General features: G+C 60.3%; 21 protein-coding genes. 10 read left to right on the plus strand and 11 right to left on the minus strand.

Features of this window, described 5'->3' with window-relative positions; genetic code table 11:
• The first annotated feature begins 93 nt into the window (after positions 1–93).
• The 3 genes from AACY25_RS03335 (at position 94) to AACY25_RS03345 (ending at position 1879) form a co-directional block, all read left to right on the plus strand.
• Entirely contained in the window at positions 94–777 is a 684-nt protein-coding gene (locus AACY25_RS03335; RefSeq protein WP_339522500.1) for a 7-cyano-7-deazaguanine/7-aminomethyl-7-deazaguanine transporter, read from the plus strand.
• A gap of 58 nt (positions 778–835) precedes the next feature.
• The gene (locus AACY25_RS03340) at positions 836–1240 is read left to right on the plus strand and encodes an anti-virulence regulator CigR family protein (protein ID WP_339522502.1); all 405 of its coding nucleotides are present in this window, start codon (positions 836–838) and stop codon (positions 1238–1240) included.
• Between the two features lie 84 nt (positions 1241–1324).
• Positions 1325–1879: a dihydrofolate reductase family protein gene (locus tag AACY25_RS03345; protein ID WP_339522503.1), complete on the plus strand. Its 555-nt coding sequence runs from the start codon at positions 1325–1327 to the stop codon at positions 1877–1879.
• Here the strand turns inward: AACY25_RS03345 and rarD are convergent.
• The 3 genes from rarD to AACY25_RS03360 all read right to left on the minus strand — a co-directional run bounded on the left by rarD (position 1874) and on the right by AACY25_RS03360 (position 4037).
• Positions 1874–2770 (minus strand): EamA family transporter RarD, encoded by an 897-nt coding sequence (rarD, locus tag AACY25_RS03350; protein WP_339523812.1) that lies wholly within the window; start codon positions 2768–2770, stop codon positions 1874–1876. The genes AACY25_RS03345 and rarD overlap by 6 nt on opposite strands.
• Before the next feature lie 197 nt (positions 2771–2967).
• Positions 2968–3567 (minus strand): FMN-dependent NADH-azoreductase, encoded by a 600-nt coding sequence (locus AACY25_RS03355; RefSeq protein WP_339522504.1) that lies wholly within the window; start codon positions 3565–3567, stop codon positions 2968–2970.
• A 155-nt stretch (positions 3568–3722) separates the two neighbouring features.
• Complete coding sequence (locus tag AACY25_RS03360; protein ID WP_339522505.1) at positions 3723–4037, minus strand: 3-phosphoglycerate kinase; 315 nt, start codon at positions 4035–4037, stop codon at positions 3723–3725.
• Between the two features lie 83 nt (positions 4038–4120).
• Here AACY25_RS03360 and AACY25_RS03365 point away from each other — a divergent pair, with 83 nt between their 5' ends.
• From AACY25_RS03365 to AACY25_RS03380, 4 genes are all read left to right on the plus strand, one after another.
• Positions 4121–5047, plus strand: coding sequence for a LysR family transcriptional regulator (locus AACY25_RS03365; protein WP_339522506.1), 927 nt, complete (start codon positions 4121–4123; stop codon positions 5045–5047).
• A 15-nt stretch (positions 5048–5062) separates the two neighbouring features.
• Positions 5063–5875, plus strand: a complete 813-nt coding sequence (locus AACY25_RS03370; protein ID WP_339522507.1) for an alpha/beta fold hydrolase — start codon at positions 5063–5065, stop codon at positions 5873–5875.
• An 11-nt stretch (positions 5876–5886) separates the two neighbouring features.
• Positions 5887–6441, plus strand: a complete 555-nt coding sequence (locus tag AACY25_RS03375) for a peptidylprolyl isomerase (protein ID WP_160085194.1) — start codon at positions 5887–5889, stop codon at positions 6439–6441.
• Between the two features lie 230 nt (positions 6442–6671).
• Positions 6672–8504 carry an ABC transporter ATP-binding protein gene (locus AACY25_RS03380; protein WP_339522508.1) on the plus strand — a complete coding sequence of 611 codons (1833 nt, stop codon included), beginning with the start codon at positions 6672–6674 and terminating at the stop codon, positions 8502–8504.
• A gap of 31 nt (positions 8505–8535) precedes the next feature.
• Here the strand turns inward: AACY25_RS03380 and AACY25_RS03385 are convergent, their stop codons facing one another.
• Positions 8536–9276 carry an MgtC/SapB family protein gene (locus AACY25_RS03385; RefSeq protein ID WP_339522509.1) on the minus strand — a complete coding sequence of 247 codons (741 nt, stop codon included), beginning with the start codon at positions 9274–9276 and terminating at the stop codon, positions 8536–8538.
• Between the two features lie 71 nt (positions 9277–9347).
• Positions 9348–10469, minus strand: a complete 1122-nt coding sequence (locus AACY25_RS03390; RefSeq protein ID WP_339522511.1) for a GNAT family N-acetyltransferase — start codon at positions 10467–10469, stop codon at positions 9348–9350.
• 102 nt (positions 10470–10571) lie between these two features.
• Between AACY25_RS03390 and AACY25_RS03395 the strand changes: the two genes are divergently transcribed.
• Complete coding sequence (locus AACY25_RS03395) at positions 10572–11171, plus strand: inorganic diphosphatase (RefSeq protein ID WP_339522512.1); 600 nt, start codon at positions 10572–10574, stop codon at positions 11169–11171.
• A 313-nt stretch (positions 11172–11484) separates the two neighbouring features.
• Here the strand turns inward: AACY25_RS03395 and AACY25_RS03400 are convergent, their stop codons facing one another.
• The 6 genes from AACY25_RS03400 to AACY25_RS03425 form a co-directional block, all read right to left on the minus strand.
• Positions 11485–12402, minus strand: a complete 918-nt coding sequence (locus tag AACY25_RS03400; protein WP_339522514.1) for a ParB/Srx family N-terminal domain-containing protein — start codon at positions 12400–12402, stop codon at positions 11485–11487.
• 87 nt (positions 12403–12489) lie between these two features.
• Positions 12490–13821, minus strand: coding sequence for an OprO/OprP family phosphate-selective porin (locus AACY25_RS03405; protein ID WP_339522515.1), 1332 nt, complete (start codon positions 13819–13821; stop codon positions 12490–12492).
• A 227-nt stretch (positions 13822–14048) separates the two neighbouring features.
• Complete coding sequence (locus AACY25_RS03410; RefSeq protein ID WP_339522516.1) at positions 14049–14648, minus strand: HvfX family Cu-binding RiPP maturation protein; 600 nt, start codon at positions 14646–14648, stop codon at positions 14049–14051.
• Positions 14649–14700: 52 nt separating this feature from the next.
• Positions 14701–15399 carry an HvfC family RiPP maturation protein gene (locus AACY25_RS03415; protein WP_339522517.1) on the minus strand — a complete coding sequence of 233 codons (699 nt, stop codon included), beginning with the start codon at positions 15397–15399 and terminating at the stop codon, positions 14701–14703.
• Positions 15396–16238 carry an HvfB family MNIO-type RiPP peptide maturase gene (locus tag AACY25_RS03420; protein ID WP_339522518.1) on the minus strand — a complete coding sequence of 281 codons (843 nt, stop codon included), beginning with the start codon at positions 16236–16238 and terminating at the stop codon, positions 15396–15398. The genes AACY25_RS03415 and AACY25_RS03420 overlap by 4 nt, the downstream gene beginning before the upstream one ends.
• 26 nt (positions 16239–16264) lie before the next feature.
• Positions 16265–16564 carry an HvfA family oxazolone/thioamide-modified RiPP metallophore gene (locus tag AACY25_RS03425; protein WP_339522519.1) on the minus strand — a complete coding sequence of 100 codons (300 nt, stop codon included), beginning with the start codon at positions 16562–16564 and terminating at the stop codon, positions 16265–16267.
• Positions 16565–16766: 202 nt separating this feature from the next.
• Between AACY25_RS03425 and plsB the strand changes: the two genes are divergently transcribed.
• Positions 16767–19250 carry a glycerol-3-phosphate 1-O-acyltransferase PlsB gene (gene plsB / locus AACY25_RS03430; protein WP_339522521.1) on the plus strand — a complete coding sequence of 828 codons (2484 nt, stop codon included), beginning with the start codon at positions 16767–16769 and terminating at the stop codon, positions 19248–19250.
• 235 nt (positions 19251–19485) lie between these two features.
• Complete coding sequence (locus AACY25_RS03435; RefSeq protein WP_339522522.1) at positions 19486–19701, plus strand: hypothetical protein; 216 nt, start codon at positions 19486–19488, stop codon at positions 19699–19701.
• Positions 19702–19703 lie beyond the last annotated feature (2 nt).

Genomic DNA, 19703 nt, shown 5'->3' on the forward strand with positions numbered 1-19703 from the left:
CGCAAGCGCTGCGTCACGCCGTTAGAATGCGCGCCGCCATTCAATTCCGGATGACATGGGTTCCCTAACCCCATTCAGCAAAAAGGTTTCGTCATGCTAATTGCCGCCCCTCAGCGCTTGCGCAATGCGCTTATTGCACTGGTGCTGTTCCATATCCTGATAATTATTGCCAGCAACTACCTGGTGCAGCTGCCTATCACCCTGTTCGGCTGGCACACCACCTGGGGCGCATTCAGCTTCCCGTTTATTTTTCTCGCCACCGACCTGACCGTACGCCTGCTTGGCAAACAAGCGGCGCGCCGGGTGATCGCCCGGGTGATGCTGCCGGCGCTGCTGATTTCCTACATCGTCTCGGTGCTGTTTCAGGAAGCCAGCTTTCGCGGTTTCAGTGCACTGTTGGAGTTCAACGAGTTCGTACTGCGCATTTCCATCGCCAGCTTCCTCGCCTACGTACTAGGGCAGTTCCTCGATATTCAGGTGTTCGACCGCCTGCGCCAGCTGTCGCTATGGTGGGTAGCGCCAACAGTCTCGACCGTCCTTGGCAACCTGCTGGACACCTACGCGTTCTTCTCGGTGGCGTTCTGGAACAGCAGCAACCCGTTTATGGCCGAGCACTGGGTGGAAATTGCCACGGTCGATTACGGGGTCAAACTTGTCGTCAGCCTGCTACTGTTCGTGCCGCTCTACGGCATGCTGCTCAATGCCATTCTGCGCATGCTGGCCGGACGCGATGACAGCACCCCGCCCGCCACGCCGGCCAATTCTGAGCCACACTGAAGCGAACGCAGCCGATGGCTGCGTCAGTTTTTAGCCACGCCACTCGCGGAGTACCGCCATGTACCGTTCCTTGTTGCTAACCGTCACCAGCCTGGCCCTGGCAGTTGCCTTGAACAGTGCCAGCGCCGCTCCCAAACACGACAAGCATGACAAGCACGGTGGCGATGGCGATATACAGATTGATGTGCGCGGCCCGAGCATCGATATCGGCCAGGTGCGTATCGTGCTTGGCGATAACCGCGCGCTGATCGGCCCGACCCAGTCTTTGCCGCCGGGCATCCGCAAGAACCTGGCGCGCGGTAAACCGCTGCCGCCGGGCATCGCCAAGCGTTTCGACAATCGCCTGCTCGGCCAACTGCCGCACTACGAAGGCTACGAATGGCGGCAAGTAGGTACCGACGTGGTGCTAGTGACCCTGGCTACAGGGCTGATCTACGAGATTCTGCAGAACGTACTGGACTGAAGCTCGCCAGGAAACTTTGTCCCCTATTGCCACTCCACTGATCAGGGCTTCAAACGAGCCCCTCATTGCGATTGGGGGCTCACAATGACATCCACTTTGATTTATTACGTGGCCGCCAGCCTGGACGGCTATATCGCTCGCCCGGATGGCCGTGTCGATTGGCTGGAAGCCATTCAGGCTTCTGGCGAAGACCACGGCTACCATGCCTTTTATGACGGCATGGATGCCCTGCTGATGGGCCGGATGACCTTCGATACGCTGATGGGTTTCAAGGGGGATTGGCCTTACCCGGGAAAGCCCTGCCATGTACTAACCCGCCATCCGCATGAGCAATTGCCGGCGGGCGTGAGCATGCGCCACTGCACTCCTATCGAGGCGCTGACAGAGCTGGCCGAGCAAGGCCATCAGCGTATTTGGCTGGTAGGTGGTGGCTCGCTGGCGGGCAATTGCTTCGCCGCCGGCTTGCTCAACGAGCTGGTGGTGAGCGTGGTGCCGTATCTGCTGGGTGCCGGTATTCCGATGTTCTCCAGCGGCCTGGAGCGCAGCCTGAAACTGCATGAGCAGCGCAGTTTCAGCAGCGGTGTGGTACAGCTGCATTATCACGTCCTGCCGGAAAACCCTGCGAATGCTGCCCTATAAGCCTTGCCGCGCCTGCTTGAGCAGCAGCCGCGCACTGTCCCAGCCGACTAACAGCACCGCCAGCCAGATCGGCAAATAGGTCAGCCATTGCGCGCTGTTGAACTGCTCACCAAGAAACAGCAGCGCCACCAGAAACAACAGCACCGGCTCGACATAACTGAGAATACCGAACAGGCCCATCGGCAGCAGGCGACTGGCGGCCATCATCGCGGCAAACGCCAGGGAGCTGAGAATCGCCAGCCCCGGCAGCAGCCACCAAAGTTGCGGTGCCTGGCTGAACAGCTGCGGCGGGCTCCACTGCAACACCAGCCAGATCGCCACCGGCGCCATAAACAGCATCTCGAAGGCGAAACCGGACAAGGCATCCAGGCGCATCCAGCGGCGCAACATAAAATACGGCGGATAACCCAGCACCGTGACCATCACCACCCAGGAGAACGCCTGGGTCAACCACAGTTCATGGGCCACGCCAAGCAAGGCGCAGAACACCGCCAGACGCTGCAACGGCCGCAGCCGCTCGCCATAGAACACCCGCCCGGCCAGCACCATGGCCAGCGGCAGAAGAAAATAGCCCAACGACACTTCCAGCATGCGCCCGGCCAGCGGCGCCCAGACAAACAGCGCCCACTGAATGCCCATCAGCAGCGCAGCCAGCGGCAAGCTGGCGAATAACAACGGCTCTCGTCGCACACGGCCGCAGGCGGCGAGCAGCATCGGCCATTGCCGCGACAGGGTAATCAGCAGCAATACCGCCGGAATCGACCACAGTACCCGCTGGGCAAACACCTGCAGCCCATCGAGCGGCGCCAGCAAGCGCACATAGCCGGGCACCAGGGCAAACAACCCCGAGGCAATAATCGACAGTGCTACACCACGCCCAGACAGCTGCATCACATTCCCCGGTTCAATCAGATCCAGCATCTTGCCTGGCTTGTAGTTAAGACCACAGCCACAAAGCGACACAGCTAGCCACTGAAACAGCCGTACAGAACAAATGCAGGACGTAAAAAAGCCCGCGCTGCTTCAGCAGAGCGGGCAGAGACGTCCAGGAGCACCGAACGCCAGGAGAGCCGGACTTAGCGGGAAAATCAGATAGCCTGGGCCAGTTGCGCCTTGGCCTGGTTCAGGCCCTTTTCCATAAACTCGCCGCCCAGGTTGAGGCCTTCGGCATGGATAAAGCTGACATCGTGAATACCGATAAACGCCAGCGCCTGGCGCAGGTAAGGTTCCTGATGATCCTGAGGGCTACCGGCATAGATGCCGCCGCGGGCCGTCAGGACAAAGGCACGCTTGCCGCTGAGCAGGCCTTGCGGACCGGTTTCGCTGTACTTGAAGGTCACCCCGGCGCGCAGCACGTGGTCGAGCCAAGCCTTCAAGGTGCTGGGGATGGCGAAGTTGTACATCGGCGCAGCCAGCACCAGTACATCGGCGGCCAGCAGCTCGTCGGTCAGTAGATTGGACAGCGCCAGCGCAGCCTGCTCGGTTTCACTCTGCTGTCCGGCCGGCGTCATCCAGCCGCCTAGCAGGTTGGCGTCCAGGTGCGGTACCTGGTCAACCGCAAGATCACGCACTTTGATCTGATCCGCCGGATTGGCAGCCTGCCAGTTGGCGATAAATTGCGCGGTCAGCTGACGTGAAACCGAACCTTGCTGACGGGCGCTGCTTTCAATTACCAGGACGTTTGCCACGTTGTTTGCTCCACCGAAGGGTTGTTGAACGTCGATGGGCAAAGAATAGGAGCGCACAATCCGATTAAAAAGCGCAAATACCTGCGCCAAACAATCTAATAATTTGATTTATATTCAACCCGCGCTTAGTCTCTGAAGCTGTCGCGGCCCAGCACCTAACTGAGTTCGCAGGTCAGCTTGACCCGTAACTTGATAATGCTGCGAGTCGACTTCAGTGTCAGGTTGCCGCTTTCACCTGCAGCCAGACTGACCTTACGGGTACGTGGCGCCTCAGGACCATTGCGAAACACCGCCGTGCACTTGGCGTCGCTGCGGCCATAGTTGTAGAGCTGCACGGCGCCCATGTTGTGGTCGATTTCTTGGGTAGTGGCCGACACTTCAGCGCCATTGAGCTGTTTCTCCAGCTCGATCGGGTAAGCCATAACAGTCAGCGGCAGGCAGGTGAGCAGTGCGCAACAGAGCTTTTTCATCAGGGCAGTCTCCGGCAAAAGACAGCCAGTTTAGGTTGATTACGTCGACATTTGCACCCTAGAACCTGTAGACGGGAAACACTATGAAAGCCCCCCGCGTAACCCTTGACCAATGGCGCACCCTGCAGGCGGTGGTCGATCATGGCGGCTTTGCCCAGGCCGCCGAGGTGCTGCACCGTTCGCAATCCTCAGTCAGCTACACCGTGGCGCGCATGCAGGAGCAGCTGGGCGTACCGTTGCTGCGTATCGACGGGCGCAAGGCGGTACTCACCGAAGCCGGCGATGTGCTGCTGCGCCGCTCGCGGCAATTGGTCAAGCAGGCCAGTCAACTGGAAGACCTCGCCCATCATATGGAACAGGGCTGGGAAGCCGAAGTACGCTTGGTGGTCGATGCTGCCTACCCAAACGCCCGTCTGGTACGCGCACTGACTGCGTTTATGCCGCAAAGCCGTGGTTGCCGGGTGCGCCTGCGCGAAGAAGTGCTGTCCGGCGTGGAAGAAGTGCTCAAGGACGGCATGGCTGACCTCGCCATCAGCGCGCTGAATGTTCCCGGGTTTCTCGGCGCAGAAATGAGTACCGTGGAATTTGTTGCCGTGGCCCACCCCGATCACCCGCTGCACCGCCTGCAGCGCGTCGTAACCTTCCAAGATCTGGAAACCCAAATGCAGGTAGTGATCCGCGATTCCGGTCGCCAGCAGCCACGCGATGTTGGCTGGCTCGGCGCTGAGCAACGCTGGACAGTCGGCAGCCTGGCCACCGCCGCCACCTTTGTTAGCAACGGTTTGGGCTTTGCCTGGTTACCGCGCCACCTGATCGAACGCGAACTTAAGGACGGCCTGCTCAAACCGCTGCCGCTGGATCAGGGCGGCAGCCGCAACCCGCTGTTCTTCCTGTATTCGAACAAGGACAAACCCCTGGGCCCGGCCACGCAGATTCTCGTCGAGCTGATCCAGCGCTTCGATGCCGCCCCTTTGCATGCAGCCTTTGCTGCGCCCCTGCCCCCAGCCTGACAAGGAGCCCAGCAGATGTCCTATTTCACTAACGACGACTGCCAGCTGCACTACGAGGAATACGGCCATGGCGCACCGGTGCTGCTGGTGCATGGCCTCGGCTCAAGCACCCGCGACTGGGAATACCAGATTCCCGAACTGGCCCGCCATTATCGGGTGATAGCCCTCGATGTGCGCGGCCACGGCCGCTCGGACAAACCCCGCGAGCGCTACAGCATTCAAGGTTTTGCCGAGGATGTCAGCGCGTTGATCGAGCACCTGAAGATTCCCCAGGTGCATCTGGTGGGTATCTCCATGGGCGGCATGATCGGCTTCCAGCTCGGCGTGGATCGCCCCGAACTGCTGAAAAGCCTGTGCATCGTCAACAGCGGCCCGGAAGTGAAGGCCAAAAGCCCGCGCGACTATATAGAGATCGCCAAGCGCTGGAGCCTGTCGCGCCTGCTCAGCCTCGACACCATTGCCAAGGGCCTCGGCCGCTTGCTGTTCCCCAAGCCAGAGCAGGAAGAACTGCGGCAGAAAATCCTGGCGCGCTGGCCGCAGAACGACAAGCGCGCCTACCTTGCCAGCCTGGATGCGATTATCGGCTGGGGCGTGCGGGAACGCCTGGCGCGAATCAGCTGTCCGACCCTGGTGGTCACGGCCGACCGCGATTACACCCCGGTGGCGCAAAAGCAGGCCTATGTTGACGAAATGCCCAATGCGCGCCTGCTTGTGATCGAAGATTCGCGTCACGCCACACCGCTGGACCAACCCGAACAATTCAACAGCAGCCTGCTAGCCTTCCTTGCCGAAGTCGAACAGACCGCCCCCACTGCCAAGCAACAATAAGGACTACCCGCATGTTCAAGACCCTCACCCTCGCCGCCTGCTCCATCCTGTTTGCCGGCAGCCTGCTGGCCGCAGAAAACCCGAAAGTGCTGCTGACCACCAGCCTTGGTGAAATCGAGATCGAACTGGATGCCGAGAAGGCGCCGATCAGCACCGCCAACTTCCTCGCCTACGTCGACAGCGGCTACTACGCCGGCACCCAGTTCCACCGCGTGATCCCAGGCTTTATGGTGCAAGGCGGCGGCTTCGATGCCGACATGCAGCAAAAAGACACCCAGGCGCCGATCAAGAACGAAGCCGACAACGGCCTGCACAACGTGCGCGGCACCCTGGCCATGGCCCGCACCCAGGTACGCGACTCCGCGACCAGCCAGTTCTTTATCAACCACAAAGACAACGCCTTCCTCGACCACGGCTCGCGTGACTTCGGTTACGCGGTATTCGGCAAAGTGGTGAAGGGCATGGACGTGGTCGACAAGATCGCCCAGGTGCCGACCGCCAACCGTGGCGGCCATCAGAACGTCCCGCGTGAGCCGGTGCTGATCACCGAAGCCAAACGTCTCTGATAGCACCACGCGGGGTGGGCCTGCTCACCCCGCGCGCGTCAACCCTCATTTTTCTGCGCAACACCCTCCTAAGCATTTGATTCGCTTCGCTCACCCCTTCGAGGCCGCGCTGAAGCGCATTCATCCTTCAGCTGTGAGGCTGTTTTTAACGCCGCGATGGCAACGCAGGTAGTTTTGCAATGGCCTGTTAGAATCGGGCGCTATTCCCTGATCTAGGCAGGATGCCTGACATGTTGTTTCGCCGTTTCGAACACCTTATCGACGTCTTCAAAGCCAGCCCGGATGTCGAGCCTCCGGCCGGCATGCTGGCGTTTTATGTCTACTATTTGCGCCAGGTCTGGCCGTTGATGATCGCCGTGCTGGTGGTCGGTTTCGTCGCCGCCCTGATCGAAGTGGCGCTTTTCAGCTTCCTCGGTCAGCTGATCGACATGACGCAGAACACCCCGAGTGGCGAGTTCTTCGCGCAACACCAGAACACCTTGCTGTGGATGCTGCTGGTGGCGCTGGTCATCCGCCCGCTGGTATTCGGCCTGCACAACCTGCTGACGCATCAGACCATCAACCCTGGCCTGACCAACCTGATCCGCTGGCAGAACCACCGCTATGTGCTCAAACAGAGTCTGAGCTTCTTCCAGAACGATTTCGCCGGACGTATCGCCCAGCGCATCATGCAGACCGGCCCTTCGCTGCGTGATTCAGCGATGCAGGTGGTTGACGCGCTCTGGCATGTGCTGGTGTACGCCGCCAGCGCGCTGTACCTGTTTGCCGCCGCCGACCTGCGCCTGATTGCCCCGCTGCTGCTGTGGATTGTGGGTTACTGCGCGGCGCTCTGGTACTTCGTGCCGCGCATCAAGGAACGCTCTGCGGCGGCCTCGGCAGCGCGCTCGAAAGTCATGGGCCGGGTGGTCGACGGCTACAGCAACGTCACCACGCTCAAGCTGTTCGCCCACACCCAGGTCGAGGAACACTACGCCCGCGAAGCCATGCAGGAATTGCTCGGCAAGGTGCGTTTGCAGTCGCGCATCATCACCACCCTGGATTTCCTGATCACCTGCCTCAACGGCATGCTGATCGTAGGCACCGGCGCGCTGGCGCTGTGGCTATGGGATCAGCAACTGATCAGCACTGGCGCCATCGCCCTGGCGTTGGGCCTGGTAATCCGCATCAACGGCATGGCCGAATGGATCATGTGGGTGGTTAACGGCATTTTCGAGAACGTCGGCACTGTGCAGGACGGCCTGAAAACCATCGTGCAGCCGCGCCAGGTGCTCGACCAGACCGAGGCCAAGCCGCTGCACGTCAGCCAGGGCGCCGTGCAGTTCGACAACATTCACTTTCATTACGGCAAACGCAACGGCGTGATCGCCGGCCTGAGCCTGACAGTGGCGCCCGGCGAGAAGATCGGCCTGATCGGCCCTTCCGGCGCGGGCAAATCAACCCTGGCCAACCTGCTGCTGCGCCTCTACGACCTGGAGAGCGGACGCATCCTGATCGACGGCCAGAACATCGCTGACGTGGCCCAGGAAAGCCTGCGCGCGCAGATCGGCATGGTCACCCAGGACACCTCGCTGCTGCATCGATCGATCCGCGACAACCTGCTCTACGGCAAACCCGAAGCCAGCGAAGCACAGCTGCTCGACGCCGTGCGCAAGGCCCGCGCCGACAGCTTTATCCCACTACTTGACGACGGCATGGGCGGCCATGGTTTCGACGCGCAGATCGGCGAGCGCGGAGTCAAACTCTCCGGCGGCCAACGACAGCGCATCGCCATCGCCCGCGTGCTGCTCAAGGACGCACCGGTCCTAGTGCTGGACGAAGCCACCTCGGCGCTGGACTCGGAAATCGAAGCGGCGATTCAGGAAAGCCTGGATACCCTGATGCAGGGCAAAACGGTGATTGCCATCGCCCACCGCCTGTCGACCATTGCGCGCATGGACCGCCTAGTGGTGATCGATCAGGGGCGCATCGTCGAAACCGGCAGTCATAGTGAGCTGATCGCCACAGGCGGCCTTTATGCGCGACTCTGGCAGCATCAGACCGGAGGTTTTGTCGGCGTCGATTAAAAACCTGCTCTAGGGGTAGATCTGGCGAAGCTCAGTTGCGCGCATGGGCCATCTGAAACTTCGCCACCCCTTCCAGCTGCGCCAGCTCATCAGCCATATCACTGATCCGCGCACTCTTCTGCCCGTCCACTGCCACGGCTACGAAGCGCCACTCCAGCTGCCCCTGTTCGAAGCTTACGGTGAACGAGCCGCCGGCAATCACATAGCCGCGCTCGCGGGCAATCTCACGTAAACGCGCCTCATGCGGGCGAACAAATCCCGGAGCGAAGCGCAGCACAATGGCCAGCGCCGGACGCGATGGCAGCCGCGCTTCCAGCTTGGCGCCCCACATCATCAACCCGGCGGAAATCAGACTAAGCAACACCGCCGCGCCATAGAAACCGACGCCCACCAGCACACCAATCGCCGAAGACGCCCAGATCGACGCTGCGGTGGTCAGGCCGCTGATGCTCATACCGTCCTTCATGATCAGCCCGGCGCCGAGAAAACCGATGCCGGTGACCACGCCCTGAATCACCCGCGTCGGGTCGACGCTGGATAATGAGTGATCGCCCAGCCAGTGCTGTGGGTACACACAGAGCACCGTCAGCGCGCAGGACGCCATGCAAACCATGCCATAGGTGCGCATGCCCGCCGCGCGACCATGGTAGGAGCGTTCATAACCCACCAGCAGGCCGAGCAGCAGCGCGCCAAGCATATTCAGAAACAGGGTCAGATTGACTGCCACGCCCGGCAGCAGCCAGAACTTATCGACCAGGGCAAATGCACTCACAACACACCTCGCGCAGCAGCGGACATGCTCTGAGCGTAGTTGCCGCCCCGACAAACTGCGCGAGCCGGGCGCTATTGGCGGTACGGCAGCAGCTCGCAAGCCTGTTCGGCATAGCCGCGCACGCCCTGCTGTTCTTCGGCGAGGAAGTTCGCCACCGCTGAGCGCAGGCCAGGGTGGCAGAGGTAGTGCCAGGAATGAGTGATCACCGGTTCAAAGCCGCGAATCAGTTTGTGCTCGCCCTGGGCGCCGGCGTCGAAGCGCTGCACCCCCTGGGCAATCGCATAGTCCATGCCTTGGTAAAAACAGGTCTCGAAATGCAGCCGGTCGAATTCGGCCAGGCAACCCCAGTAGCGTCCATACAGGCTGTCGCCGCCTAACAGGCTAAAGGCCATGGCCACCGGTCTGCCGGCCTGATGGGCGAGCACCACGCGGATCATCTCGGGCATGCGCTCGGCCAGCAGGCTGAAGAAAACGCGCGTCAGGTAGGGAGACTGGCCACGCACGCGGTAGGTATTGGCGTAACACAGGTAGACGAAATCCCACTCCAGTTCACTGAGCTGATGGCCCTCGCGCCACTCGAACTCGATGCCCTGCTCCGCCACCTGCTCGCGCTCCTTGCGCATCTGTTTGCGTTTGCGCGAACTGAGTGCGTCGAGAAAGTCCTGAAAATCCCGGTAACCCCGGTTGCGCCAGTGGAACTGACATCCCAGGCGCTGCAACCAGCCCTCGCGGTCCTGCAGCAGGGCATTTTCGGCCTCGCTGGTGAAGTTGATATGCAGGCTCGACAGCCCCTGTTGTTCCAGGCCGGCGCTTAGCTCATCGAGCAGTTGCCCGGCCGCCTCCGGCGCGCCCAGCAGGCGCTGGCCAGTCACGGGAGAGAAGGGAATCGCGCCGAGCAGCTTGGGGTAATAGTCGATCCCGGCGCGGTGGCAAGCATCGGCCCAGCCGTGATCGAACACGTATTCGCCGTATGAATGGCTTTTCACATAGCTCGGCATGGCAGCCAGCAGCTGGCCCTGCGCGCCATTTAAAACAGCATGGGCCGGCTGCCACCCACTGCGACCACCAACGCTGCCGCTGTCCTCAAGCGCACTCAGGAAGGCATGCCGGAGAAACGGCTGGGGTGAGGCGCACAAGGCATCCCAGGCATCAGCGCTCAAGCTGCTGACGGATTCGAGAGAGACAATCGGCATGCAGGATTCCATTTCGGGCGAAAACAACAGACAGCTGCAATATATCTCTAACAATGCCTACGCAAGATAGCGACTGCTCAATCCCCCTATCGAGGAGTCATCATGCAAAAGTCCCTGCTTGCCCTGGGCATCGCGCTGTTTATGGGCAGCACTGCGGTCATGGCTGAGAAAACCATTGTCCATCCTTTCCACGCCGCTCAAGCGGAAAATGCGCCGAACGACGTGCATATGGCCGTGGAAATCCCAGCCGGCAGCTTTACCAAGTATGAAATCAGCGAGGAAGGTCTGGTCTTCGTCGATCGATTCCAGTCCATGCCTGTGGTCTACCCGGCCAACTACGGCTCGCTATCGCGCACCCTGGGCGGTGACAACGACCCACTCGACGGCCTGGTGCTGACCCGCGAAGCTCTGCACCCCGGCGTGATGATCAAGTTCCGCCCGATTGGCTATCTGAAGATGATCGACGGCGGTGAAGCCGATGAAAAAATCATCGGGGTGCCCAGCAGTGACATTGACCCGACCTACGACAACATCAAGGACATTGAGGATCTGCCGGTTATCGAGCGCCAGCGCATTGAAGCCTTCTTCCGCGTTTACAAACAACTGCCAGAGGGCCGCAAGAAGGTCGAACTCAACGGTTATGGCAACGCCGAAGAAGCCCGCAAGCTAATCCAGCAGGCAATGGACAACTACAAAAAATAAGCTTGAGCTGCAGATCGCAACAAACCCCGCCTAGGCGGGGTTTGTTGTTTATCGGATTAGCAGACCGTTGAAAAACGTAGGCGAGGCAGTCAGCACAAGGCGAAAACAGGCGCTACGCAGCGAAGCGGAGTAACAGCTGCAGGCTGGCCCGCAGGGCGAACGTAGTGAGTCAAAAGCGGAGTTTACGAGCTGTAAATGAGCATTTGATTCGCTTCGCTCACCCCTTCGGGGCCGTGCTAAAGCACGTTCAACCTTCGGCTGTGAGCCTGTTTTAACGCAGTGATGGCAACGCAGGTAGTTTTTCAACAGCCTGCTAGAGCGAACGCTTGTGCTGGATCATATAGCCCAGCTTCTTGCTGGCCATCTTGCTCATTTCCTTGCGGTCGACAGAAGCATAACCACCCAGCTCTGACGCCTTGAAGCCGCTGTCGCCCACCGGGCTGTCGGCCTGTAGCGCCACCATCAGTTTGGCAGCCTCGGCAATCGCGTCACGGTAGTCGTCCTTATTGCGCAGGTCGTACTCGCTCAGTTTGAGCTCGCCGCGCAACCAGTTGCCCCAGTAGAACTCAAGAAATTCCGGCGCCACTTCGCCCGAGCGCGGTTTGTCATAGGCCACCTCGCGAGTGAAATACACCAGCGCACGGTAGGGATCATCCGCCAGGCTGCCCAGGCCCAGCTGCGCTGGAATCTGCTCCGGGCTGATCACCTGGCCCTGGCCATCCTTGAGCCAGACCTTGCGCGCTGCCTGCATGCGTTGCCAGAAGCTGCTCAAGTCCGGGCTGTCGCTGAAGTTGTCAGTCACCTTGACCCACATCTGCAGCGTTGCGCCGCCTTCTGGCTGTTCCCATAGCGTGGTGAAAGTGTGGTGACCATCGGTCAGGTACAGCTGGCCCTCTGGACCAACCACCACGGTCTTCATCTCGCTGCTATGCGCCCCCACCTCAGCCTGGCAGCTAAAACTGTCCGGCTGATACAGACTTGCACCCTTCGGCACCTTGCTGCTCTCGCCCTGGCCATTGGCCTCGCAGTACTCATCAAAGAGTTTGTTCGGCTCCTTGGCAAAGCGCCCGAGCTTGTAATAGATCTGGTCATAACCCACCACTGCCTGAGTCGGGTGCAACTGCTCAAGACGTACCTGCAACAACTCACCGGGCTTGGCCGAACGGTAGTCCTCGGCCACGGCAGCAACGCTCAAACCTGACAGCAGTAACAACACAGCACAAATGCGCATCAGACTTTTCCTCACGCAGAAAACGCTGAAAAAAAGCCCCGCACTGAGCGGGGCTTAAAGATAGGAGCAGCGGTTAAACGGTATTGCTTAGAACACGTATTGCAGGCGACCTACGATGGCTTTGCCATCATCTTCATTCTTGTCATTGCCACCCACGACAGCGACTGTATCGATGTTATCTACTTCGTAGTCGATGTAGTTCAAGCTCACGCGTACAGCGGGCGTGGCGAAGTAGTTCACACCTACCACCATGGCGCTGGCATTGAATTCATCACCGGTATCAGCCGCTACGACGCCAGCCAGACCCAGGTTGCCCGGGATAGCAGTCGCGTCAGAATCAACTTCGGAGTTCTCATAGCGCGCGAAGACTTCCCAAGTACCCTTCATATCGGTCGGCTTGTCCCACTTGCCATCACTGCCTTTGTAACCACGAGCGGCGCCGAACATGTAGGAAACCTGCGCGGTGTAACCGCTCATATCCACATCGGAGTCAACACCGACCAGGTTTTCACCGGCAATGCTGCGCTGGAAGTATTCAGCCTGGGCGCGCAGGGAACCGAACTGGACGCCCGACTCCAGCAGCCATTCGCTGTCCTTGTCCGCCACACGCACGTCACCGAGGGTCAGACGGAAATCGTTGTCGCTGCGGATGCCCATGCGAGTACGGGCGCGGGCACGGTCATCGTCCGAGCTGCTGTCGTGGTAGTTGGCCGCCAAGTGCACAACGTCAGTCCCGTTCAGGTACGGAGCCCAATGTGCGCGCAAGGTGTAGCCGTACAACTCATCGTTGTCGTCTGATTCGTAGTTATTGTTGTTGTCGCTGTCTTCGTAGGTCGCAACCTGAGCCATAAGGCCGTAGTTGTCGCCAGAGTGTTTGAAGTTCACGCCAAACTGGGTGTCTTCATCACCATGCAGGAGGTCGTACATAAACGGACGTTCGATAGCGGTGATCCACGACGAACTGGTGGTGCCTTCCAGGCCGTAATCAACACCAAAGCGGCCAACGGTGAAGGTGCCAAAGTCCAGACCGGTGTAGGCGATGAAAGCACGGTCAACACTGGTGTCATCGGTCTCGTCGTAGCTCAGACGCAGACCCCAATCCCAATCACTGTAAGCGGTGCCTTCCAGGCCGAACTCACCACGACGGATGTAGGTGTTGAAGGTATCGTCGAAGGGATCGTTTTGATCGGCAGCCATCAGGCCGTCGAAGTTGGTTGCGTCCCACTGCAGCTTACCGCTGAGTTTGAAGCTGAACGCTTTGTCGGTGGTAGCGACTTCCAGACCGCCTTTGGTCTTGATCACGATATCGGCGCCGTCAGATGTGACGGTACCGGCGAAAGCCTGGGCGGAAACGGCCAGGGCCAGAGCGCTGGTTGCGAAGCCGGCCATTACTCCACGAAAGCTGTGCTTACGGATCATCGAAGATTCCTCTAAATGGACTTTAAGTGTTGAAAACACCCGAGCGCTGGGGCTCGTTCGTGCTGGAGGGAATCTTGGCGGCGGGATATTTCAGGGCAGTTGCTGATATATAAATATTTGATTACAAGGGAACTTTTTACTTCCTTTGCCTATAAGCAGTGAAAAGCGCTCTGGAACCATGCTGTGCTAAAGGCCTATCGCCATTGCGGCGACAGGCCAGGTTCAGCTTATGGCTGCTTACGAAAGGCCTTGGCCAACCAGTAGTCCACGCTCAACCAACGCCCCGCGCCGCTGAAAAACAGCGCCACCAGCATCACCAGGTAGGTGGCGGCAAACTCGATGCCGTTGTTCAGTATCACCAGCTTGCCGCTGCTGGTCAGCCAGTCGTAGTTGCCGTGCTCTTTGAGCAGCTCACGGGCGCGTTCGAGCTTGCCCACCGACTCCATGACACGCTCATTGGCGAACGGCGCACTGGCATCGGCAATCGCCTGCCAGCCGTAAGGCAGGTGCACGGCGAAGATCGCCACCAGCATGGTGACAATCAGCGGGATGCTGATCCAACGCACCGCCAGGCCGAACAACAACAGCAGCGCCCCACCCGCCTCGGTCAAAGCCGCTGCCCAGGCCAGCAGCTCGGGGAATGGCAAACCCAAGCCCCAGTCCGGGTTGCCGAACCACGCCGCCGTAGCGTCGATATCGGCCAGCTTATGCATGCCAGCCATCCAGAACACCGGCACCAGATACAAGCGCAACAACAGGGGCCCAAGAAAATCCAGGCGACGAGAAGCGTCCAGGGCGTCCTGGAGACGATTGATAAAGCTCAGCATGGTAAATCTCCACAAGCCGGCGTTTGGCGCCGAGGTCAGGTACAGCGGGGGGTTAAGAACACCAGATGCCCTGGCGTTGCCAGTCATCCAGCAGGGTTTTGGCGTTGTTGAAATAGGCGTTGTCGGCGTTTAGCCCATGCTGCTGAGCCAGCGCTAACAACGCCGGTTCAGCCGCCTCACCAGCCTGCAGGCGCGCCGCCAGTTGGTAAGCAAAGGGGCTTATCTGCATAAAGCGCACCTTATCCTGCGTATCACGCCAGACCAGCAGACAGGTCGGCTCGGCATCTGCCTCACGGGGTTGGAAGTCCATACCTATGCGCTGCACCGGCCACTGATACGCCAACGGCCAGGCCAGTGGCGACCAACCCTGGGCCGGTAGCGTGGCTTCGCTGACATCCAGCGCCAACTCGACCCATTCGTAATGCGCCAACTCCAGAATAAACGGGGGATCGCCGGCTTCGGCGACGTAGCCCTGCTGCAACCAGGCAAGAAACTCCTGGCTGATCTCAAGAAAGTACGGCGTGCGCGCCTGATGCTCGGCGATAAAGCTGCGCACCAGGCGCTGCCAGCGACTTGCCTCGATCAGCCGGTGCAGCACCGGAAAGGCGCCGCTGATAAAGCCTTCGATATTGTTGAAGAACAGCGTTTCATACACCGCCATACGCTCAGCGCTGACGCCACCCAGCAGCGGCTGCTCTGCCGGTTGGCGAATACGCGCGGCAAAAGCGCGCTGTGCTTCGACGCCGCTCATGTGCCGTAACTCCGCAAAGGAACCGCTGCCGTTTGCAACTGACGAATCTGCGCCACCTCGGCGTACAGCTCGGCAATCGGCGGGAAGTTGAAATCCCGTTCCAGCAAGGTCGGGCGTATGCCGTGCACGGCATACGCCTGTTCTAGCAGCGCCCAGACAGGGTCGATCACCGGCGCGCCGTGAGTGTCGATCTTCAAATCACTGGCCTGGTCGTAATGCCCGGCCACATGCAGATAGGCGATGCGCGCACTGGGCATGCTGGCGATATACGCCTGCGCATCGAAGTTGAAATTGATGCTGTTGACGAAGACGTTGTTCACATCCAGCAACAGCTGGCAGTCGGCCTGTTCCAGCACCGCGCGGACAAACGCCGCCTCATCCAGCTCGCCCGGCAACTGCGCATAGGCTGAGACGTTCTCGATTATCAGCGGCCGTTCCAGCACGTCCTGGACGATGCGCACGCGCTCGGCGATACGCAGCACCGACTCCTCGGAAAAGGGCAGCGGCATCAGGTCATACAGCTGGCCATGGTCGGCGCAGGCCGACAGGTGTTCGCTGTAACCGCGCACGCCGTGCTGCTCGAGAAAGCCCTTGATGGCCTTGAGCAGCTCGATATCCAGCGGGGCAAAGCCACCGAGGTTGAGGGACAGACCATGACAGAGCAGTGGCAGGCGCTCGCTTAAGGCACGCAACTGCTTGCCCAAACGCCCGCCGACACCGATCCAGTTCTCCGGTGCCACTTCGAGGAAATCCACCTCGGCTGTGCTGCAGTCCTGCAGCGCGCCAAGCAGGCCGCGACGCAAGCCCAGACCGGCACCGTTGACGAAATCCATCTGCATACCCTGCCCCTGCCTCAGTTATTCAGTTACTCGGCTTTCTTCTCAGCGCCGCACTTGCCTTCACCGCATTTGCCCTCGCCATCGGCTTTGACTTCGCCACCACATTTGCCTTCACCACACTTGCCTTCGCCTTCGGCTTTTTTCATATCGCCGCCACATTTGCCTTCACCGCAGCTGCCTTCGGCGGATTTTTCGCCGGCAGCCAGGCTGTAGCCGCTGCTCAGTTCCTGCGCGGCAAACGGGTTGCTGGCGGCCTGCACGCTAAACGCAGCGCTGCTCAGCAGTACCGCGCCCAGGGATGCAACAACGGTGTTCAGATGGTTCATAGCAACTCTCCAATGGTGGTTTACAGTGGCGGCCGATTGGCTGCCTCGCGCTAATAGACGCAGCCAAAAAGCGGCTGTTACAGCTAACCCGTAAAAAGAATTCCGCGCGAGCTAAACCCTAGAAGATTTTTGCCGCCGGCCAAGCGATCCGGCACACTACGCCCCCCGAGCAAATGCTCGTTTTCAAGCCTGCAGACTCCGTATGACCCGATCCCCGCTCCGTCGTCTTATTTTTGGCACCCTGCGCCGCGTGCTGTACCTCTGGGTGCGCTCGGAAACCATCAACCAGTCCGCCTTTACCCTCAAGCTCGACCGCAGCAAGCCGGTGTTCTATGTGCTGCAGCAACCGTCGCTGAGCGATCTGGCGGTGGTCGATACCGAGTGCCGCAAGGCCGGCCTGCCGCGCCCGGTACTGCCGGTAGCGGTGGGTGAGCTGCTGGAGCCTGCCGCCTTCTTCTACCTGACGCCTGAGCCCGATTGGCTCGGCCGGCAGGACAAACGCGGTATCTCGCCCACCCTGCAACGCCTGGTCAGCGCGCTGAGCCAGCATGCGGTGGACGATGCGCAGATCATTCCGGTCAGCGTGTTCTGGGGCCAATCGCCCGACCGTGAAACCAGCCCGTGGAAGCTGCTGTTTGCCGACAGCTGGGCGGTTACCGGGCGCCTGCGCCGGCTGGTCAGCATCCTGATTCTCGGCCGCAAGACCCGCGTGCAGTTCTCCACCCCTATTCATATGCGCGAGTTGATCGAGCAGGACAAAGGCCACGAGCGCACCCTACGCATGGTCCAGCGCATCCTGCGGGTGCACTTCCGCAACCAGAAGGCCGCCGTGATCGGCCCGGACGTCTCGCACCGGCGCAACCTGGTCAAAGGCCTGGTGCACGGCCCACAGGTGCGTCAGGCGATCATCGAAGAAGCCGAACGCGAAAATATCAGCCTGGAGAAGGCCGAAAGCCAGGCGTTGCGCTATGGCAACGAGATCGCCTCGGACTACACCTACACCGCCATTCGCTTCCTCGAACTGGTGCTGAGCTGGTTCTGGAACAAGATCTACGACGGCATCAAGGTCAACCATATCGAGGGCGTGCAGGAAGTCGCCCAGGGCCATGAGGTGATCTATGTGCCCTGCCATCGCAGCCATATCGACTACCTGCTGCTGTCCTACCTGCTGTTCCGCAATGGCCTTACGCCGCCGCATATCGCCGCCGGTATCAACCTCAATATGCCGGTGATTGGCAGTCTGCTCCGGCGCGGCGGTGCGTTCTTTATGCGCCGCACCTTCAAGGGCAACCCGCTGTACACCGCAGTGTTCAATGAATACCTGCACACCCTGTTCAGCAAGGGCTTCCCGGTCGAATACTTCGTCGAAGGCGGCCGCTCGCGCACTGGGCGTATGCTGCAGCCGAAAACCGGCATGCTGGCCATCACCATGCGCAGCTTCCTGCGCAGCAACCGCCTGCCCGTGGTCTTCGTGCCGGTGTATATCGGCTACGAGCGCGTGCTGGAAGGCCGCACCTACCTGGGTGAGCTGCGCGGCGCGAGCAAGAAGAAAGAATCGATCTTCGACATCTTCAAGGTCATCGGCGCCCTCAAGCAGCGCTTCGGCCATGTCTGGGTCAACTTCGGCGAGCCGATCAAGCTGGCGGAATTTCTCGACAGTGAGCAACCGGACTGGCGCGAGCAAGATTACGGCACGCAGTACCGCCCGGCCTGGCTCAATGAAGCCACCAACAACCTGGGCGAGCGCGTGGCGCAGCACCTCAACGAGGCGGCGGCGATCAACCCGGTCAATCTGGTGGCCCTGGCGCTGCTTTCCACCAGCAAGCTGGCCCTGGATGAACGCGCCCTGTCGCGGGTGCTCGACCTCTATCTAGCCCTGCTGCGCAGCGTGCCTTACTCGCCGCACACCACCCTGCCGGACGGTAACGGCCAGGCGCTGATCGAATACGTGCAGAAGATGGACCTGCTCGCCGAACAGAAGGACGCCCTCGGCAAGATCCTCTATCTGGACGAGCACAATGCCGTCCTGATGACCTACTACCGCAACAACGTGCTGCATATCTTCGCCCTGCCTGCGCTGCTGGCGAGCTTCTTCCAGAGCAGTTCGCGGATGAGCCGCGAGCAGATCCTGCGCTTTACCCGTGCGTTGTATCCCTACCTGCAGTCCGAGCTGTTTATCCGCTGGGATATGGACGAGCTGGACGGTGTGGTCGATCAGTGGCTGGCCGCCTTTGTCGAACAGGGCCTGCTCAAGCTCGATGGCGACATGTACGTGCGCCCGGCCCCGAGCTCGCGCGAGTTTGTCCTGCTCACCCTGCTGGCCCGCGCCATCGTGCAGACCCTGCAGCGCTTCTATATGGCCACTGCCCTGCTGCTTAATGCCGGGCAGAACACCATCAGCGCCGAAGAGCTGGAAGATCTGTGCACCGTGATGGCCCAGCGCCTGTCGATCCTGCATGGCCTCAACGCCCCGGAGTTCTTCGATAAGAGCCTGTTCCGCCACTTTATCCAGAGCCTGCTGGAGCATGGGGTGCTGCGTCAGGATGAAGCTGGCAAGCTCAGCCACCACCCGCTTCTCAGCGAACTGGCTGAAGGCGCCGCCAAACGCGTACTGCCAGCAGAAATTCGCCTGTCGATTCGCCAAGTAGCCATGGATCAAAACGAGGATGTCGTCGAGCCGGTGTAACAGAAAATTGTAGGAACGGCTGGGCGGCACTCCGCCATGCCCGCGAACACAGCGCATCCAGCCAAGTGATCGCGGGCATGGCCCGCTCCTACACCATTCGCGACGTAGGGTAGATGACGCTTTTCTCATCCACCATGCGATTCGGTGGATGGATAAAGCGTCAGCCACGCGCCCCTATCCACCCTACGAAGTCACAGGCTTGTAGATACCCCAAGATCGACCACGGCAGAGCACCATGGCCCCAAGCGACGACAAAACCAGCAAACCGTCCCGCGCGGAATTTCACCAAGCCAATCAGACCCGCGCCGAGGCCGAAGCTCTGCGCCTTCTAGCCGCCAAGGCTGAAATGGGTGGACGCTGGTTAAGCTGGGTGGCAGCAGAGCTGTACGCCCTAAGGCCTGCTGCCTATGCGCAGATGGTGCGCCGCGAGTTGCAACGCCTGAACCACTAACG

Origin of the sequence: Pseudomonas sp. EA_35y_Pfl2_R111 (genome assembly GCF_963970955.1) — a bacterium.
GTDB lineage: Bacteria > Pseudomonadota > Gammaproteobacteria > Pseudomonadales > Pseudomonadaceae > Aquipseudomonas.

What these genes read in the sequence shown, in the direction of transcription:
- AACY25_RS03335 (WP_339522500.1), top strand. Translation starts at nt 94, where the DNA reads ATGCTAATTGCCGCCCCTCAGCGCTTGCGCAATGCGCTTATTGCACTG.
- AACY25_RS03340 (WP_339522502.1), top strand. Translation starts at nt 836, where the DNA reads ATGTACCGTTCCTTGTTGCTAACCGTCACCAGCCTGGCCCTGGCAGTT.
- AACY25_RS03345 (WP_339522503.1), top strand. Translation starts at nt 1,325, where the DNA reads ATGACATCCACTTTGATTTATTACGTGGCCGCCAGCCTGGACGGCTAT.
- rarD (WP_339523812.1), bottom strand. Translation starts at nt 2,770, where the DNA reads ATGCAGCTGTCTGGGCGTGGTGTAGCACTGTCGATTATTGCCTCGGGG.
- AACY25_RS03360 (WP_339522505.1), bottom strand. Translation starts at nt 4,037, where the DNA reads ATGAAAAAGCTCTGTTGCGCACTGCTCACCTGCCTGCCGCTGACTGTT.
- AACY25_RS03365 (WP_339522506.1), top strand. Translation starts at nt 4,121, where the DNA reads ATGAAAGCCCCCCGCGTAACCCTTGACCAATGGCGCACCCTGCAGGCG.
- AACY25_RS03370 (WP_339522507.1), top strand. Translation starts at nt 5,063, where the DNA reads ATGTCCTATTTCACTAACGACGACTGCCAGCTGCACTACGAGGAATAC.
- AACY25_RS03375 (WP_160085194.1), top strand. Translation starts at nt 5,887, where the DNA reads ATGTTCAAGACCCTCACCCTCGCCGCCTGCTCCATCCTGTTTGCCGGC.
- AACY25_RS03380 (WP_339522508.1), top strand. Translation starts at nt 6,672, where the DNA reads ATGTTGTTTCGCCGTTTCGAACACCTTATCGACGTCTTCAAAGCCAGC.
- AACY25_RS03390 (WP_339522511.1), bottom strand. Translation starts at nt 10,469, where the DNA reads ATGCCGATTGTCTCTCTCGAATCCGTCAGCAGCTTGAGCGCTGATGCC.
- AACY25_RS03395 (WP_339522512.1), top strand. Translation starts at nt 10,572, where the DNA reads ATGCAAAAGTCCCTGCTTGCCCTGGGCATCGCGCTGTTTATGGGCAGC.
- AACY25_RS03400 (WP_339522514.1), bottom strand. Translation starts at nt 12,402, where the DNA reads ATGCGCATTTGTGCTGTGTTGTTACTGCTGTCAGGTTTGAGCGTTGCT.
- AACY25_RS03405 (WP_339522515.1), bottom strand. Translation starts at nt 13,821, where the DNA reads ATGATCCGTAAGCACAGCTTTCGTGGAGTAATGGCCGGCTTCGCAACC.
- AACY25_RS03410 (WP_339522516.1), bottom strand. Translation starts at nt 14,648, where the DNA reads ATGCTGAGCTTTATCAATCGTCTCCAGGACGCCCTGGACGCTTCTCGT.
- AACY25_RS03415 (WP_339522517.1), bottom strand. Translation starts at nt 15,399, where the DNA reads ATGAGCGGCGTCGAAGCACAGCGCGCTTTTGCCGCGCGTATTCGCCAA.
- AACY25_RS03420 (WP_339522518.1), bottom strand. Translation starts at nt 16,238, where the DNA reads ATGCAGATGGATTTCGTCAACGGTGCCGGTCTGGGCTTGCGTCGCGGC.
- AACY25_RS03425 (WP_339522519.1), bottom strand. Translation starts at nt 16,564, where the DNA reads ATGAACCATCTGAACACCGTTGTTGCATCCCTGGGCGCGGTACTGCTG.
- plsB (WP_339522521.1), top strand. Translation starts at nt 16,767, where the DNA reads ATGACCCGATCCCCGCTCCGTCGTCTTATTTTTGGCACCCTGCGCCGC.
- AACY25_RS03435 (WP_339522522.1), top strand. Translation starts at nt 19,486, where the DNA reads ATGGCCCCAAGCGACGACAAAACCAGCAAACCGTCCCGCGCGGAATTT.